Here is a 16,707-nt window from a genome sequence, read left to right as displayed (position 1 = left end):
GGTTGCCAGTTCCGATACAGCGGCAGGCCGAAACAAGTATTGCTCAAGGCAGAATACCCTCAAGTGGAAAGGGCCACTATGTTGAAAAGAGCCTGTATTTCACTCCTAAGCATAGCGTTCCTTATGACCGTCCGAATGGTTTCTTCTTTGCCGCATCGACTTGGTCATCCAAAGCTGTGATCTATTGCCCGTAGGGCTGGTGGTCAAAAGGGGAGGCTTGGCTGTCACTTACCCCCTGCAAGGGAGTGCTCGGTTGGGGTATCATCACTCAATAGCGGTTTAATCTGTGGTCGTAATGACGCAATGGAGTAAGTGGGGCAATGGCGCAAGCTCAGTCGGTGCAGAAACAGCCATCTCAGGAACAGTCAGCGCCGAAAGTGGTAATGATCGATAATTACGATAGCTTTACGTTTAATATCGTACAGTACCTGGGTGAGCTGGGCGCAGAAGTTATCACTCATCTCAATGACGATATCACCATTGAGCAAATCGAAGAGCACGCGCCGACGCACCTGGTGGTGTCGCCCGGTCCCTGCACGCCCAACGAGGCGGGAATCTCCATGGCTGCCATCAAACACTTTGCAGGCAAGCTACCTATTTTGGGCGTCTGCCTTGGCCATCAGGCGATTGGCCAAGTGTATGGGGGGAAGGTCGTGCGTGCGCCGCAGGTGATGCACGGCAAAACCTCTGCTGTGCGACACGCTAATCAAGGCGTTTTTGAAGGGCTGGATAATCCCGTTGAGGTGACTCGCTATCACTCCCTGGTGGTTGATAAAGCGAGCCTACCCGACTGTTTGCAAGTCACTGCCTGGACAGGCGATGACGATGTAACCCCCGGGTTAGTCATGGGGTTTCGTCATCGCGAACTGGATATTGAAGGGGTTCAGTTTCACCCTGAGTCAATTCTTACCCGCCAAGGCCATGAGCTGTTGGCCAACTTTTTAAAACGCGGCTAATGGCCGGTTTCACACGCTTTTAGGGGCCCCTCTGCTCATGCAAATGCGAGATGCGATTAATGCGGTGATGCGCCGCGAAGACCTCTCTTTCGATGCGATGCACGCCTTGATGCGCCAAATCATGACCGGCGATGCATCTGACGCGCAAATTGGCGGCCTGCTGGTAGGCCTCGCCATGAAAGGCGAAACCGCCGCGGAAATTAGCGCCGCAGCCCAGGTAATGCGCGAGCTGATGAAGCGCGTTGAGCTAAGTGCTGACAACGTTGTGGATATTGTCGGTACCGGTGGTGATGGCGCTAACCTGTTTAACGTTTCCACCGCTGCCAGTTTTGTCGCCGCGGCTGCTGGAGCACACGTGGCCAAACACGGTAACCGCAGCGTTTCATCGTCATCGGGCAGTGCGGATCTGTTCGATGTGGCGGGTATCTACCTGGATCTCAGGCCTGATCAAGTAGCGCTCTGTATCGAGCAGGTAGGCGTAGGCTTTATGTTTGCACCCAATCATCACCCGGCCATGCGCTATGCTATTGGCCCGCGCCGAGAAATGGGCGTGCGCACGCTGTTTAATATTTTAGGCCCGCTGACCAATCCTGCGGGGGCGCCCAACCAAGTACTGGGTGTTTACGCGCCGGAGCTGGTGCCGCTGATGGCGGAAGTGCTGAAAACTCTGGGCAGCCGTCATGTAATGGTCGTACATTCTGAGGACGGCCTGGACGAGATCTCACTAGCCAGCCCCACCTTGGTAGCCGAGCTCAAAGAGGGGAAGATTAGCCAGTACACCATTACCCCCGAAGAGCTGGGTATTGAGCGCCAGAGCCTGGCAACGCTGAAAGCCGCCACTGCAGAAGACAGCCTACGCTTGGTCAAGGCCGCGCTGTCCGGTGAAGGCGCGGCTGCCGATATGGTCGCGCTAAACGCCGGCGCCGCGCTCTACTGTGCGGGCGTGGCAGACACCTTAAAAGAGGGGGTGATGGTGGCCCAGGACGCTCAGGCTTCTAAACTGCCGCTTGAAAAACTCAAAGAGCTGTCGCACTTCACCAGCGTTTTTAAGCAGTAGGTGCTTAAACAAGATAAGCTTAAAAAAAGAGATCAACATGACTCAACAGGCAACGCCGACTATTTTAACGCGCATTCTGGCTCGCAAAGAGCAGGAAGTGGCTGAGCGCCGTCAGGCCGTTTCAGAGGCGGATCTGCTCGCCCTCGGTGAGCAGCAGAGTGCGCCGCGTGGCTTTATCGATGCACTTAACACGCGCATCTCAGCAGGTGATCCGGCCATCATTGCCGAGGTGAAAAAAGCCTCGCCCTCGAAGGGCGTGATTCGTGAAGAGTTTCACCCCTCTGATATCGCAAAAAGTTATGCTCAAGGAGGGGCGGCTTGTCTCTCGGTACTCACCGATGCTGATTTTTTCCAAGGCCACGAAGACTATCTCATTGCCGCTCGGGATGTCTGCACGCTGCCAGTCATCCGCAAAGACTTTATCACTCACGGCTACCAAGTCTGTGAGGCACGCGCCATTGGCGCTGACTGCATTCTGCTGATTGTCGCCGCTCTGGACGACGCCCAGCTGCGCGACTTGCATCAGCAGGCTACGCAATTGGGGATGGATGTGTTGGTCGAAGTGCACGATGCTAAGGAGCTTGAGCGCGCCCTAGCGCTGGATCTAAAGCTGGTGGGCATCAACAACCGTAACCTACATACCTTTGAAACCAGCCTGAATACCACCCTGGATCTGCTGCCGCGTATTCCAGAGGGCGTTACGGTGATTACCGAATCGGGTATTCATACTCGCGATGACGTTGAGCTAATGCGTGACCACAACGTTAATGGTTTTTTGGTCGGCGAGGTCTTTATGCGTGAGAGTGATCCAGGGCTGGCACTTAAACGGCTGTTCTTTTAGACAAGGCTCAAGTGGATTGCCTTTCGCTATTCCAGCTCAGCACGGCCACGGTTAGAGCGGGCAGGAACGTAACGGTCACAATCGCCGTGCCGAGCAGGCCAAACAGCACAATGGCACCGACACCGCGGTAAAGCTCGGTGCCTTCCCCCGGTAGAAATACCAGCGGTGAAAGGCCGCACAAGGTAGTGAGCGTGGTCATGGCGATAGGCCGTAGGCGACTCTCTACCGCCTGTTGAACCGCCTCGCGAACGCTCATCGACGCACTACGTAAATTCTCCCTCGCCTGATGAACCACCAGTATCGGGTTGTTGACCACCGTGCCCATTAGAATCAAAAAGCCCAGCATCGTGATCATGTCAAACGGTTGGCTGATGGCGTTCAAGCCCACTTTCGGCAATAGGGCGCCCACCGTATTCATTAGCCAAAGCCCTACAATCCCGCCTGCTGCACCTAACGGAATCGTGGCGAGAATAAGCAGCGGGTAACCCCAGTGGGCAAAAATCGCCACTAGCAGCAAGTACACAATTGCCAATGCGATTGATGCATTGCCGGTAAGTGCCTGGCGGGTCGCGTCCAACTGATCCCCCGCGCCGGTCACGGTGACGTTAATGTTGGCGGGTATTACCCCCTCATCGCGCAGAGGTTCGATTACTTCGCGCTGCATCCGCTCGATACCCGCTTCCAACGCTACGCTGCGAGGTGGAATAACGTCTAGCGTAACGCTGCGGCGACCGTCTACCCGCCGCAGCGTCGCCGTTCCCACGGTTTCACGAATCTCGGCGAGGGTGTTGAGAGGAACGCTTACCCCTGAGGGTGTATAGATGGGCAGTGTGGTGAGAGCACCCAAGTCGATATCGCCCGCCTCCGGGCCGTAGCCGTAAAGGTCGATTTTCTCATCGTCGAGATAGAAGTCATCCAGGTAGGCGCCGTTGGTGAGCACCGCGACGGTGGTACCCAGCTCTCCGGTACCCATGCCGACTTCGGCGGCGCGCTCCCAATCAGGGTAAATCTCAATCAGCGGCTGACCAAGATCCAAGGCAGAGGGCCGCGACTGAATGCGCGGATTGTCTAAAACGGTCTCGGCGCGCTGATAAATCGCATTGGCGGTGGTATAGAGTTCGTTTAGATCGTTACCCGCGATATCCAGCGTGATACTGCGTGTTCCGCCGTCATTGCTGGAGATAATCGAGCCGCGAGCAGCAAAAGCGCGCATGTCTGGATACCTTTCAAAGCGCTGGGTGAGGGCGTCCATCAAGGCTTCAATATGGCTGGGGTCGATAGTTTCAGCGATGATTCTTAGACTCTGTGCTTCGGCTTGAATGCCCATGGTGCGAATCGGCGGGATGTCGGTATCGCTACGCTCAAAGCGTTCAGGCTCTGCGCCTACATGGGGCTCAAGTTCTTGCTGAAGGGTTTGGGCGATCACATCCATGGTGGCCAGGTTGTAACTTGCCGGGGCGTTCATGCGGGCAAAGGTTTTAGCCTCTTCGCCTTCGGGTAGGTACTCCGCCGGGGGCGTCAGCCAGACAAATATGCCGATACCCCCCACGATACCCAGCACAATGGCAAGAAAACGCCGGGAAGCGGTGCGGATAATGCTATTAACCACCCACAGGCAGCCGCGTATCCAGCGAGGCGAAGTGGTTGAGGCGCTCTCCTTACCGCGAAAGTCGATATGCGCACCCAGGGTGGGAATCACGGTAATAGCGACCACCATCGAGACAATAATCGACGTCGAGATGGCTACCGCAATATCCGAATAGAGTTGCCCCGCTTCCTGCTGAATAAAGAAGATTGGCACAAAGACTAAAATAGTGGTCAACGTTGAGGCGAGCACCGCGGGCCATACTTGCTTAACGCCCTCAAGAGCTGCCTCAAAGCGTGCCAAGCCACGGCGGCGCTGGGTCTCAATGCTCTCCAGCACCACAATGGTGTTATCAATGGTCATGCCAATAGCGAAAGCAACACCCGCCAGGGAGATAACGTTGAGCGTGCGGCCTGCCAGCAGCAGGCCTAGAAAGGCAGCGATGGTGCAAATGGGAATGCCGATCACACCAGCAAGCGTGGCTCGGGCCGAACGTAAAAAAGCGTACATCACCAGGGTGGCAAACAGCGCACCCAGGCCTAGGTTGACCCAAACATTGGCAATTGACGACTCCACATAGCGCACGTCGTCGCTGGAGAGCGTCATGCGCATGCCCTGCTCGGTTAGCAGGCCCTCATTAAGCACTGCCACTTCGTCAAGCATGGCGCGCTTGATATCGATGACGTTAGCGCCCGGTTCCCGGCGCACCTGAACACTCAACACCGGCTGACCGTCCGAGCTGTAAGCCCGGGAGGTGAGTTCGGCATAGGATTGGCGCACCTCGGCGACATCGCTTAGCCGGGTAACCGCGTCGCCTTCCCGTTTAAGAATAAGTGCTTCGAGGCTTGCTACATCCTCAAAGCGCCCCACGGTACGCAGCAGGTAGCGGCGCTTGCCGCTCTCTAGGTTGCCGCCGGAGACATCCTGGTTACGGGCCTGAAGGGCGGCTTGAATATCAGAGATACTCAGTTCACGGGCGACTAGTGCTTCAGGGTCGATCAGCAGTTGCATTTGCCGCTCGGCGCCTCCGGAAACCGTCACTTCCGACACACCAGCAACGCTCTCCAGGCGCGGGCGGACGTTATCTTCCAGGTAATCGCGCATGGCGGGCATAGCGAGCTGGCGTGGGTTGCCTTCGCGGGGGCCAACGTTAAAGTACATAAAGGCGTTGGCGGAAAAGGAGTTGGCGACGATGCGCGGCTGATCGACGTTGTTGGGATAAGAGGGGACTTGGCTGAGCGCATTGTTTACCCGAATCAACGTTTCGGTGAGATCGACGCCGAAGGGAAACTCCAGCTCGATTTCGGCGCTGCCGCTGCTGGCGGTGGACTCCATGCGCTGCAGGTTGGGCACATTGCGCAGGAACTCCTTCTGTTCGATCAAGATGTCCTTCTCGATATCCTGCGGCGTTGCGCCTGGCCACTGGGTCTCAATGCCGATGACGCGGGTTTCCAGGTCGGGAATCATCTGCACCGGAATACGCCAGATGGCAGCGATACCTATAATCAACAGGATCAGCGTCGTCACGCTAACCAATATACCGTGACGGATAATGGCGGCAAACATAGCTGAGGGCGGCTCCTTTAGTCGTCGCTCAGGGACACGCTTTGCCCCTCTTCAAGGCGTTCGTTGCCGACGACAATGACACGGTCACCCGCCGATAGGCCCTCATTGATAGCGACTCCGTCCTGGTGGCTGCTACCGATCTCAACCCGCTGCTCAAAAGCTCGCCAAGTGTCCTCTTCTTGGCGGGCGAGCCAAACGCTGACACTGCCATCTGGACGGCGGATTAGCGCATCCCGCGGCACGCTAGGGCCACTTTCGCCGTTGAGCTGCAAGCGGCCTTCTACGGCCATGCCCGGTAGCATTTCCAGTGGCTTTTCAGGCACAGCACGGAGCAGAAACTGACGTGAACTGACATTAAGCGGAATGCGCGCGAGGGTGCGCGCCGGGTGCCATTGCTCACTGCCTTCTAAGCGCACCTCTAATTGAGAGTCTGCAAAGCGCTGATGGGCAGAGAGCGGCACCGAGAAATCCAAGCGAAGAGACGCTAAATCGACCAAGGTAAGCAGGGTATCGCCAGGGTTGATCCATTCACCGACATTGCTCTCACGGTGGGTGACCATGCCGTCAAAGGGCGCGCGTATCTGGTGACGCTCAAGCTGCAGCTGGGCCAAACTGTAATCTGCTTGGCGCGCTTCAAGGGTGGCCTGGGCCGCCGCTAAAGAGCTTTCGCGCTGGCGACGCTGGCTGGCGGCAAAGTTTTGCGCAGAGAGCTGGTTGGCGTCGCTGACTAAGCGTTGCGCTTCGTCACGCTCGATTTCAGCTTGGGATAAGTCGGCGCGGGCGCGCTGGCTTTCTAGAGTAATGTCGCGGGTATCTAGAGAGAGTAGCGGCTGGCCTTGAGTGACGGTGTCGCCCATCTCAAACGCTAGTTCGCTGACCTGACCTGCTTCAGCGCTCGACAGCTGTGAGGTTTGCGGGGCGCTGACGCTGCCGGTGAGCGGCAATACTTCTACGCGAGGAGTGTCTTCAACCACCTGTGTTTCAACGCGACTTTCCTGAGCAGTCGCCGTGGTCACTAGGCTTGGCATCAGCGTTATGATTAGCACAATGCCAGCGCCTAGGCGGGCCAGAGTGGGGAATCGAGGCAACAAGTAAGCTCCTGATAACGAATCAATACGGCGGGCGACAGTTTTAACACTGTCGCCCGTTAGTCATGTCAACGTTATACAAGATTTAATCTGTGTACAAACTTTAGTGCTGCTTTAACGCTATCAACAAGGCTTGTAGTGGATGCGGCAGCACCTGTCCCGAGTAGCGCTTCACCTGGCTGCGGCAGGAGTAGCCGGTGGCCAGCAGCTTGCCTGCGTTCTCCTCTGCTTCAACCGGGGGCTGCCACGACTGGGCGTAGATCGTTTTTGAGGTAGCGGCGTTGCGGGTTTCGTGACCGTAGGTGCCGGACATACCGCAACAGCCGGTGGCCATCAGTTCAAGCTCTAAACCAAAGGCGGCAAATACCTGCTGCCATGCTTTGGGGCTTCCCGGCGCGTTGGTCTTCTCGGTGCAGTGGGAGAGCAGCTTAAAGCCTGGGTCGGTGAGCTTAAGCTGACTGGGCGCCAGTGTATTGATGCGCGTCGCCAGCCACTCCTGCAACATCAGCACCTCGGGCACCGCCTCATTGCCTAGTGCTTTGACATACTCCTGGCGGTAGGTGAGCGTCATCGCCGGGTCGATGCCCACCATGGGGATATCAAAGCGGGCCAACGTGCGTAGCCGCTCGGCCTGCTTGGCGGCGGTGCGTTCAAAGGCGCCCAGAAAGCCCTGCACCTGGAGCGGTTTGCCGTTTGCGGAGAAGGGCATGACAAATACGCGTAGGTTCAGCCGCGAGAGTAACTCCACCACGTCCAACACCAGCTTGGCTTCAAAGTGAGTAGTAAAGGCGTCCTGGACAATAATCACGCTGTTGGCGCGCTGCTGTTCGGTTAACAGCGCCAGCGAGAGCGGCGTCGCTTCGGCGATGCCCCAGGCCTTCAGCTGTTTCTTAACGCTGGCGCGGGAGAGGGCGGGGGAATCACTCATGCCCAAGGTGCTGCGCATCAGCTTTTCCACCCAGCCCTGGCCGATGACTGCGTTATACAGTGGTGCGGCCTTGGCCAGGGTGGGCAGCATAAACTCAGTGCCACCAATCAAGTAGTCCCGCACTGGGCGTAGGTAGCGGCCGTGGTAGACCTCCAAGAACTGCGAACGGAACTGCGGTACGTTCACTTTTATCGGGCACTGACCCGCGCAGGATTTACACGCCAGGCAACCCGCCATGGCGTCGTAGACTTCATGAGAGTAGTCGTGGTGGTGCTTACGGCTCAGCGTGTTCGCCACCCGCAATGGAAAGCTTTTAATAAAGCCCAAGCCGCCTTCGGCTTTCTTCTTGCGTGACTCTTCAACGACGTCGATCCCTGCCTGTGACTGTAGGCGTAGCCATTCGCGGATCAAGCTGGCGCGGCCTTTGGGCGAGTGGCGGCGATCCCGGGTGGCCTTCCAGGAGGGGCACATGGGGTCGTCAAGGTCGTAGTTGTAGCAGGCGCCGTTGCCGTTGCAGTAGACCGCGGCGTCGTAGGCCTGCCAGGCGCGCTCGTCAATGGTGCGGTCAAGCTGGCCGCGCATGGGCACGCCATCAATGGTCAGCAGGTCGGGGTCGCTATCCTTGGCGATGAGCTCGCCGATCTCGGAGGGCGTGGCGATCTTGCCGGGGTTAAGCTGGTTAAACGGATCAAAGGCGGCTTTGACCCGCTGTAGACTGGGGTAGAGCTCGCCAAAGAACCTGGGGGCGTACTCCGAGCGCACGCCCTTGCCGTGTTCGCCCCACAGCAGGCCGCCATATTTTTGGGTAAGCGCTGCCACTTCATCGGAGACCGCTCGAATCAGTTTTTCCTGCTCTGGATCCTTCATATCGATGGCGGGGCGTACGTGGAGTACCCCCGCATCCACATGACCAAACATCCCATAGGAGAGCCCGCGGGCATCCAGCGCGGCGCGGAACTCGGCAATAAAGTCCGCCAGATGTTCCGGTGGTACAGCGGTATCTTCCACAAATGGAATTGGGCGCTTTTCCCCCTGCACATTGCCGAGCAACCCCACCGAGCGTTTGCGCATAGCGTAGACTTTCTGAATCTGCCCGCGTCCCTCGGCCAGGGTATAGCCCAGGCGTTCGACAGTAGTGTCTTGGCTTAGATGGCCGGTGAAGGCTTCAACCCTAGCGGCCAGGGCGCTCTCATCGTCGTCATTGAACTCGATCAGGTTAATGCCGCGAATCGGTGCCGTTCCGGTTGCCGGGAAAAATTCGGCCACGCTGTCCCAGACAAAGTCCTCCATAGCAAGCTGGAGGACGGTGTCATCCACCGTTTCGATGGAAGTGGGGCGGGCGCTGGCGGCTTTCAGCGTCTTGGCATCGCGCAGAGCGTCCATAAAGCTTGTATAGCGCACATTGACCAACGTGGAGTGCTTGGGGATCGGCAGCACATTGAGCACCGCTTCGTTTAGAAACCCCAGCGAGCCTTCCGAGCCGCACAGCAGGCTGTTGAGATTAAGCTGGCCATCACCATCGCGCAGGTGGGCTAAATCGTAGCCGGTCAAGCAGCGGTTGAGCGGCGGAAATTTTGCCTCTATCAGCTCACGCTGCTGGTCGATAATCTCGGCGGCGGTGGTATGCACGCGGCCAAGAATGCCTTCCTGCTGGCGCTCGGCCTGTTCTTCGTCCGGGGACAGGGAGCGGCTGTGTAGATGCTGGCCGCCAATCAGAACGGTATCGAGCTCCAGTACGTGGTCGCGGGTTTTGCCGTATTCGCAACTGCCCTGACCGCTGGCATCGGTAGAGATCATGCCGCCAAGGGTGGCGCGGTTGGACGTCGACAGCTCCGGGGCGAAAAACAGCCCGTGGGGTTTGAGCGCCGCGTTGAGCTGATCCTTGATCACCCCAGCCTGAACGCGCACCCGACGGTTTTCAACGTCGATCTCAAGGATCCGGTTCATATGGCGGGAGATATCTACCACAATACCGTCGGTGAGGGACTGGCCGTTAGTGCCGGTGCCGCCGCCGCGGGGCGTTAGCACAATCCCTCTATGGGTAGTTTGCCCCGCCAGCCGGGTTAGCCGTTCGAGATCTTCAGCATGCTTGGGGTAAACCGCCGCCTGGGGCAAACGCTGATAAATCGAGTTATCCGTTGCCAGCACCGTGCGGTTGGCATAGTCAGGCGCTATTTCGCCCTCAAATCCGCGGGTTTTGAGAGCTTGTAGAAATCGCAGGTAATCTTTGCCCAAACGTTCAAACGGGGCGGTACGGGTGTCCAAGGATGCAATCATAATTGATCAAACCGTCAGTGCCGGGGGCGCAATAAAAGAAGACCGCTACTTTACCGCAGCGGCTGCCCGACTGCATCTCACGGTAGCGCATTGCTCTGTCGCTTACCTAACACCTTACTCCGCCCCCAGGGCCTCTTTTACCAGTGCTAATGAGGTGGCTGACATGGGGAGCTTCAAGGCAAGTTCGTGGGCGCGGGGCGACATTTTGCGCCAGGTCATCTGCACGATCCGTACCATATGGTCATGCTCGATCTTGCGCGAGAAATCGGCAAAGTAGTTCTCTAGAAACACTAGGCAGGCGCAATCTTCCAGCGCCTGCACATCCGGATCCCGACCCAGACCTTTCTTGCCAATAATGGTTTTGACTCGATTGGCCTTTTCGTCACTGTAGCCCGCCTCGCCCATTAGTTGAGCGGTCGTCTCGCCCGCGCGCTTGCCCTGGTCGCGCCGCCAGGTTAAATAGCCCACGCGCCCTTCAGGGTACTCCTCACGCGGCACTAACCAGCGCTGTAAGTGCTGGGCGCGGACGGCTAAGCGCAGCACTTCATCTGGATTGTCATGCACGCGGTCTAGCCAGTCGCTCATGCGCTGGGCATAGGCCAGTTCCTGGGGCATGGAGGTGCCATCGGCAAGGGTCGTTGCGCGCGGATCCTCAGCATGCAGGGCATCGATGGCGTCGAGCGTTTGATCAAAAGCGGTAGGCATAGCTGCGTTGCTCGTCTAGAAATGATGCTAATAGGTTGCCGAGAAACCGTGCGAATCACAACTGCTGTATGGCAGGGGAAGGCTATGAAGGGAGAGCGCAGTGCCCGCTGCTCATCACAGCGGGCACCCAGTCAGACGCTATCAATGGCTAGCTTCAGGCTAGCGGCGGTTGTAGACCTCTTCGTTGAGCTCCCCTTCGCTTTTACCTACCAGGGTCGTCACCATTAAATCACCGGCGACGTTGACGCTGGTGCGTGCCATATCAAGGATACGATCAATCCCTGCGACCACCGCGATGGCTTCCAGCGGCAGGCCAACCTGTGCCATGACAATCGAGAGCATAATCAAGCCCGCGCCCGGTACGCCCGCCGTGCCAATGGAGGCCAGCGTGCCGGTGGCAACAATCATGCCATAGTCCATCATGCTCAAATCAGTGCCGGTCATCTGGGCGATAAAGAGCACCACCACGCCCTGGTAAAGCGCGGTGCCGTCCATATTGATGGTGGCACCCACGGGCAGTACAAACCCGGAAACCCCTTCAGAAACGCCCAGGTTCTTTTGAGCACAGCGGATAGAGACCGGCAGGGTGCCCGCAGAAGAGGCGGACGAGAACGCTACTACAATAGCGTCCAGGCTGCCCTGCAAATAGCGCATGGGGTTTAGCCGCCCTAGTAGCGAAATAAAACCTGAGTAGATCACTAGCACGTGGAGAATGCTGGCCAGGTACGCAACACCGATTAGCTTGGCCAGCGGTAGCAGTATCTCTAAGCCGTACTGGCCCGAGACATGGGCGATTAAGCCAAAGACGCCGAACGGGGCGAAGGCCATCACAATGCCTGTGAGCTTGTACATCGCCTCAGCAAAGCTATCGAATACCTTCATGACCGGCTCGCCTTTATCGCCAATCAGCGTTAGCGAAATACCCAGGCCAATGGCAAACACAATGATCTGCATAATGTTGCCGTTGGCCAGGGCGTCCAGGGGGTTACGTGGCACTAAGTTAACCAGAATAGAGACCAACGATGGCGCTTCGTTGGCGGCCACTTCAGAGTCGAAGCTTAAATCAACGCCCACGCCCGGCTGTAGCAGGGTGGATAACAATAAGCCGATACTTATGGCGAAGGCGGTAGTAATCAAATAGAGCGTAATCGTGCGTGCGCCGATACGGCCCATTTTCTGTGGGTCGCGCATGGAGGTAATACCCACCACCAGCGTGGAGAACACCAGCGGCACAATCAGCATCATAATGGCATTAATAAAAATATCGCCCAGGGGTTTAAACACGCTGGCGGTGTCACCTAACAGCGCGCCCGCCAAAATACCCAGCGCCAAACCGGCGAGAATCTTCTTCCATAGGGCAATTCGTCGCCACCAAGCAAATTTTCCTTGCTGTGCTGTTTCCTGCACTGCTTTTCTCCTGTCAAAAGTGTGAAAACCTATTATTCATCGATTCGCCAGTCGAATCGGCGGGCACTCTATCACTTTTGACTAGTGGGCGCGGGCGGTTATGCCGAGTGGTAATAGCACATGCGGGCGGCTCGATAACTGAATTTTACTTAGCGATAGTGCAAGCTTATTACGTGCCGCTACCTTCTAGCAGCGCTGCGCACTGCATTAGCAGGTGCGCCGTAGGCTTACCACGCGCTACTGGAGTGTGGAGTTATAAAGAGCAGTGCTAGTGCAGACTTATCTGGTGCTGGAGCTTTTAAGCGTCGCTAAAGGTGTATCTGGTGATGCCGGCCATGGCTCCCTGCCGCGCTTTTGCCTACAATAGGCCCCTTTATGCACGCGCATTGGCGCGTTGCTCTTATTGTTTTCAGGCCAAGGGACAGGATTCATGCTCGATCCGAAACTGCTGCGCGGTGATCTTGATACGGTTGCTCAACAACTGGCCCGCCGGGGCTTTGTGCTTGATAAAGCGGGACTGCAGGCGCTGGAGTCGCGTCGTCGTGAGCTGCAAACCCAAACCGAGCAGTTGCAAAACGAGCGCAATATGCGCTCCAAGGCGATTGGTAAAGCCAAGGCCAACGGTGAAGATATTCAGCCGCTGCTGGATGAAGTCAGCGATTTAGGCGATCGGCTGGATAACGCCAAGCGCGAACTGTCCGAGGTGCAGGAGGAGTGGGACGACGCTATCAGCGGTATTCCCAACCTGCCCCACGAAAGCGTGCCGGAAGGTAAAAGCGAAGACGATAATGTCGAGCTCCACCGCTGGGGCACACCGCGGGAGTTTGATTTCGAGGTGCTGGATCACGTTGATCTAGGCAAGAAGTCCGGTTATCTCGATTTTGAGCTGGCAGCTAAAATCACCGGTGCCCGCTTTGCGGTAATGCGTGGGCCGATTGCGCGGCTGCACCGCGCGCTGGCCCAGTTTATGCTGGATACCCAAACCGAGCAGCATGGCTATGAAGAGTGCTATGTGCCGTATATGGTCAACCGCGATTCGCTGATGGGCACCGGCCAACTGCCGAAGTTTGGCGAAGATTTGTTCAAACTGGACGATGAGCGCGAGTACCACCTGATCCCCACTTCTGAAGTGCCGCTGACCAATTTTGTGCGCGATGAAATCGTCGAGCAGGCGGCGTTGCCGATGAAGCTTACTGCTCATACCCCCTGTTTCCGCTCCGAGGCGGGCTCACACGGACGCGATACCCGCGGTATGATCCGCCAGCATCAGTTCGATAAAGTCGAAATGGTGCAGGCTGTGGAGCCGGAGAAGAGCTACGAAGCGCTGGAAGAGATGCGCGGGCATGCGGAAGCCATTCTTCAGGCGCTGGAGCTACCGTACCGTGTGGTGACTTTGTGTACTGGTGATATGGGCTTTGGGGCGACCAAGACCTACGACTTGGAAGTGTGGCTGCCTAGCCAGGAGACGTATCGTGAGATCTCTTCGGTCTCAAACTGCGAGGATTTCCAGGCACGACGTATGCAAGCGCGGTATCGCCATCCGGATGCCAAAAAGCCGCAGTTGCTGCATACCTTGAACGGTTCAGGGCTGGCGGTAGGTCGCTGCCTGCTGGCGGTGCTTGAGAACCACCAGCAGGCGGATGGCTCGGTAACTATTCCTGAGCCGCTACGTCGCTATCTGGGCGGCCTGGAGCGTCTGGCCCTTTAAGCGCCCACTCAACGCTGACCCCGGCATCAATGCGGATGGTGCCGGGGCTGTAATCACTGGCGGGAGCGGATTGACCACCCGCGCTATCGCTCTCTGCCCGCATCGCCATCATGCGCGGTTGGAAGATGGGCGATTGGGTCTCTTCAATGCGCTGCACATGGCCAAGCTCAGCATCTAAGCTATCGGCCATCAGGGTGGCTTTGTGCTGTGCTTTCTCTAGCGCTTTAACCAGCGCTTCGTCAGTGGCAGCGTCGCGATCTTGAAGGTCGAACTGCACGCCGTCCAGTGAGTTGACACCCGCGGCTATTAGCGCGTCTAACACTTCACTCAACTGATCCAGATCGGTTAATTCGACGGTGATCGGGCGCTCGAGACGCGTGCGCTGCAAGGTCTCATGCTCGCCATCTTCGTTACGTGATCCTTGAACGTGTTCGGGGTAGACGTTCAACGAGCCCGCATTTATGGCGTTGCGTTGAAGGCCGGTGGCTTCCATCTTCTCGATTAATTCGCTGGCACGGCTCTCCAAACGTTCGCGGGCATCGCTAAGTGCGCTACTATCGCTCTCTTCCAGGGTGGAAAGGGCAGGCGTGTTTTCCCACAGTCGCGCATTGAGGGTGGCTTTGTCGGGTTCTACCTCCACCCATGACTGCGCTTGAACGTGCAGGCTTGGTTGGGGCGTGTGAGGCGGTGAAGCGTGGGCTAAGGGAGCGCAAATGAGTGCCAGCAGAGCTCCGCCAATCAGACCGCTGCGTAAGCGTTTAGTGCCCAGGTTTTGAGAGCCTGGTTTACGAAAACCGGGTTTACGAAAACTTGGCTTTGGAAAATTAAGGGTAGTTGCTTTCATAAATGACTTCCTTAGTGTGCGAGCTGTTGCGCCGCTGAGTTAAGCCCGAAATTCAAAACGTTAGGGTAGACGTTACTGGGAAGCGTACAGGTCGTTTTGAAGCTTAGAAGAAGAGAAAGTTCAGCAGGGAAGAGTGAACGCAAAACAGTTGCTTATTATTTGCACGGTTTGTGCAATATGACGTATGCAGCCATTATATATTGACAGCAAGCTAAGGATGGATCATGTCGAAATTGTCAGATGAAGATTACCGCAGTATACCGCTTCATGCCACGTTGGCGCTCGCTGCGTTGGTAGTGATTATTGCGGGTATGAAAGTGGGCGCTGATCTACTTGTGCCGCTGTTACTGGCGATTTTTATCGCCGTAGTATGTACCTCGCCAGTGCAGTGGCTGCATCGCTGTGGCTTGAGTATGCGGGTGTCGGCTTTCCTAACCTTGATGGTATTGCTAGGGTTTTTATCGCTTATTGGCCTGCTGGTGGTCAATAGTTTTAGTACCTTTGTGGCGGCATTGCCGGACATTGAGTCGCGGCTTTACGAACAGTACTGGAACTTGCTTAATGCGCTCTCTTCACGGGGGTTGGCGATTAATCCCGACCAGATTAACTCGCTTTTTGAGGGAGAGGATGAGGGCTCTTGGATGCCCGAGCTGTTGAGCCAGCTAGGCAATCTGTTTATGCAGAGCATTATTGTGGGGTTGCTGGTCATCTTCATGCTGTTTGAAACACTCAATGTGCGTGACAAAGTCTCTCGTGCACTGGAAAACCCTGCCCCCAGCTTGAAGCGCTTTAGCGAATTCAGTTTAACGCTGAAGCGCTATCTGGCTGTTAAAACCATGATCAGCCTGGCCACTGGGGTGCTGGTATGGCTCTCCTGTGTGGTTGTGGGAGTGGATTTTCCGCTACTGTGGGGCGTGCTGGCTTTTGCCCTTAACTTTATACCCAATATCGGCTCGGCCATTGCTGCCATTCCACCGGTGCTGTTGCTGCTGGTGTCTCAGGATGGCGGCGCCTTTCAGGCACTACTGCTGGCTTCCGCTTATCTGGTGATTAACTTTGTGCTCGGCAATTTGATAGAGCCTAGGGTAATGGGGCAAGCATTGGGGCTTTCCACATTTGTGGCGTTTTTATCGCTAGTGGTATGGGGGTGGATCTTTGGTGCGGCGGGGATGCTGCTCTCGGTGATGCTGACAATGACTCTGAAAATCGCTTTGGATAGCCACCCTCAAACACGCTGGATAGCTCGGCTGTTAGGGCCTGGGAAACGTCGCGTTAAAGATATCCGAGCGAGTGATGCAAGTTTGCCACCCTGGAAACGCCGAAACTAGCGAAAGAAAAACCGCCGACAGCGTCGGCGGTTTTCACAAGCACTAAACGCACTGATCAAGCGTTTTGTTCGATGAACTGCGTCAGTTGCGATTTAGACTGCGCGCCAACCAGTGAGGCGACTTTGGTGCCGGATTTAAACAGCATCACGGTAGGTACACCGCGAACGCCTTGCTCAGCAGCAATTTCAGGAGCGTCGTCTACATTAACGCTAACGACTTTCAGGCTCTCCTGACGTTCTGCGGCCACTTCATCAACGACCGGGGCCATCACTTTGCACGGGCCACACCACGGCGCCCAGAATTTCATTAGCACAGGCTGTTCAGCGTTGAGGACTTCTTGCTCAAAATTGGCGTTGGTGACATCAACATTATTAGCCATTTGCTTCTCCGTTTGCGTTGCTCTTACTGTTTCGTTGC

General features: G+C 56.6%; 12 protein-coding genes. 5 read left to right on the top strand and 7 right to left on the bottom strand.

Annotated features, from left to right (window positions below; genetic code table 11):
* Window positions 1–320: 320 nt before the first annotated feature.
* The 3 genes from ACFIOZ_RS13930 to trpC are packed head-to-tail and all read left to right on the top strand — an operon-like array spanning window position 321 to window position 2,854.
* Window positions 321–956: an anthranilate synthase component II gene (locus ACFIOZ_RS13930; RefSeq protein ID WP_386078769.1), complete on the top strand. Its 636-nt coding sequence runs from the start codon at window positions 321–323 to the stop codon at window positions 954–956.
* 37 nt (window positions 957–993) lie between these two features.
* Window positions 994–2,013, top strand: coding sequence for an anthranilate phosphoribosyltransferase (gene trpD, locus ACFIOZ_RS13925; protein WP_386078766.1), 1,020 nt, complete (start codon window positions 994–996; stop codon window positions 2,011–2,013).
* 37 nt (window positions 2,014–2,050) lie between these two features.
* Window positions 2,051–2,854 carry an indole-3-glycerol phosphate synthase TrpC gene (gene trpC / locus ACFIOZ_RS13920; protein WP_386078763.1) on the top strand — a complete coding sequence of 268 codons (804 nt, stop codon included), beginning with the start codon at window positions 2,051–2,053 and terminating at the stop codon, window positions 2,852–2,854.
* 7 nt (window positions 2,855–2,861) lie between these two features.
* Here trpC and ACFIOZ_RS13915 read toward each other — a convergent pair whose 3' ends face one another.
* The 5 genes from ACFIOZ_RS13915 to ACFIOZ_RS13895 form a co-directional block, all read right to left on the bottom strand.
* Entirely contained in the window at window positions 2,862–6,005 is a 3,144-nt protein-coding gene (locus tag ACFIOZ_RS13915) for an efflux RND transporter permease subunit (protein ID WP_386078760.1), read from the bottom strand.
* A gap of 17 nt (window positions 6,006–6,022) precedes the next feature.
* Complete coding sequence (locus ACFIOZ_RS13910) at window positions 6,023–7,093, bottom strand: efflux RND transporter periplasmic adaptor subunit (protein ID WP_386078758.1); 1,071 nt, start codon at window positions 7,091–7,093, stop codon at window positions 6,023–6,025.
* 103 nt (window positions 7,094–7,196) lie between these two features.
* Entirely contained in the window at window positions 7,197–10,298 is a 3,102-nt protein-coding gene (locus tag ACFIOZ_RS13905; protein WP_386078755.1) for an FAD-binding and (Fe-S)-binding domain-containing protein, read from the bottom strand.
* Window positions 10,299–10,412: 114 nt separating this feature from the next.
* A complete protein-coding gene (locus tag ACFIOZ_RS13900; RefSeq protein ID WP_386078752.1) occupies window positions 10,413–11,003 on the bottom strand; it encodes a DUF4202 domain-containing protein in 591 nt (196 codons plus the stop codon).
* Between the two features lie 159 nt (window positions 11,004–11,162).
* Window positions 11,163–12,410, bottom strand: coding sequence for a dicarboxylate/amino acid:cation symporter (locus tag ACFIOZ_RS13895; RefSeq protein ID WP_386078749.1), 1,248 nt, complete (start codon window positions 12,408–12,410; stop codon window positions 11,163–11,165).
* Window positions 12,411–12,840: 430 nt separating this feature from the next.
* Here ACFIOZ_RS13895 and serS point away from each other — a divergent pair, with 430 nt between their 5' ends.
* Window positions 12,841–14,118 carry a serine--tRNA ligase gene (gene serS / locus ACFIOZ_RS13890; protein ID WP_386078747.1) on the top strand — a complete coding sequence of 426 codons (1,278 nt, stop codon included), beginning with the start codon at window positions 12,841–12,843 and terminating at the stop codon, window positions 14,116–14,118.
* Here serS and ACFIOZ_RS13885 read toward each other — a convergent pair.
* Window positions 14,063–14,962 (bottom strand): SIMPL domain-containing protein, encoded by a 900-nt coding sequence (locus ACFIOZ_RS13885; RefSeq protein WP_386078744.1) that lies wholly within the window; start codon window positions 14,960–14,962, stop codon window positions 14,063–14,065. The two genes, serS and ACFIOZ_RS13885, sit on opposite strands and share 56 nt — an antisense overlap.
* A 224-nt stretch (window positions 14,963–15,186) precedes the next feature.
* Between ACFIOZ_RS13885 and ACFIOZ_RS13880 the strand changes: the two genes are divergently transcribed.
* Window positions 15,187–16,290, top strand: a complete 1,104-nt coding sequence (locus tag ACFIOZ_RS13880) for an AI-2E family transporter (protein ID WP_386078741.1) — start codon at window positions 15,187–15,189, stop codon at window positions 16,288–16,290.
* A gap of 55 nt (window positions 16,291–16,345) precedes the next feature.
* Here ACFIOZ_RS13880 and trxA read toward each other — a convergent pair whose 3' ends face one another.
* Complete coding sequence (trxA, locus tag ACFIOZ_RS13875) at window positions 16,346–16,669, bottom strand: thioredoxin (protein ID WP_007113240.1); 324 nt, start codon at window positions 16,667–16,669, stop codon at window positions 16,346–16,348.
* Window positions 16,670–16,707: the final 38 nt, after the last annotated feature.

This window comes from Vreelandella sp. F11 (assembly GCF_042466685.1).
Classification (GTDB): Bacteria; Pseudomonadota; Gammaproteobacteria; order Pseudomonadales; family Halomonadaceae; genus Vreelandella.
The sequence above is the reverse complement of the archived record's forward strand: the minus strand, read 5'-3'. Positions and strand labels throughout refer to the sequence as shown.

Coding starts and splice junctions, on each gene's coding strand:
- ACFIOZ_RS13915 (WP_386078760.1), bottom strand. CDS start 6,005: ATGTTTGCCGCCATTATCCGTCACGGTATATTGGTTAGCGTGACGACG.
- serS (WP_386078747.1), top strand. CDS start 12,841: ATGCTCGATCCGAAACTGCTGCGCGGTGATCTTGATACGGTTGCTCAA.
- ACFIOZ_RS13900 (WP_386078752.1), bottom strand. CDS start 11,003: ATGCCTACCGCTTTTGATCAAACGCTCGACGCCATCGATGCCCTGCAT.
- trpD (WP_386078766.1), top strand. CDS start 994: ATGCAAATGCGAGATGCGATTAATGCGGTGATGCGCCGCGAAGACCTC.
- ACFIOZ_RS13930 (WP_386078769.1), top strand. CDS start 321: ATGGCGCAAGCTCAGTCGGTGCAGAAACAGCCATCTCAGGAACAGTCA.
- trxA (WP_007113240.1), bottom strand. CDS start 16,669: ATGGCTAATAATGTTGATGTCACCAACGCCAATTTTGAGCAAGAAGTC.
- trpC (WP_386078763.1), top strand. CDS start 2,051: ATGACTCAACAGGCAACGCCGACTATTTTAACGCGCATTCTGGCTCGC.
- ACFIOZ_RS13905 (WP_386078755.1), bottom strand. CDS start 10,298: ATGATTGCATCCTTGGACACCCGTACCGCCCCGTTTGAACGTTTGGGC.
- ACFIOZ_RS13880 (WP_386078741.1), top strand. CDS start 15,187: ATGTCGAAATTGTCAGATGAAGATTACCGCAGTATACCGCTTCATGCC.
- ACFIOZ_RS13885 (WP_386078744.1), bottom strand. CDS start 14,962: ATGAAAGCAACTACCCTTAATTTTCCAAAGCCAAGTTTTCGTAAACCC.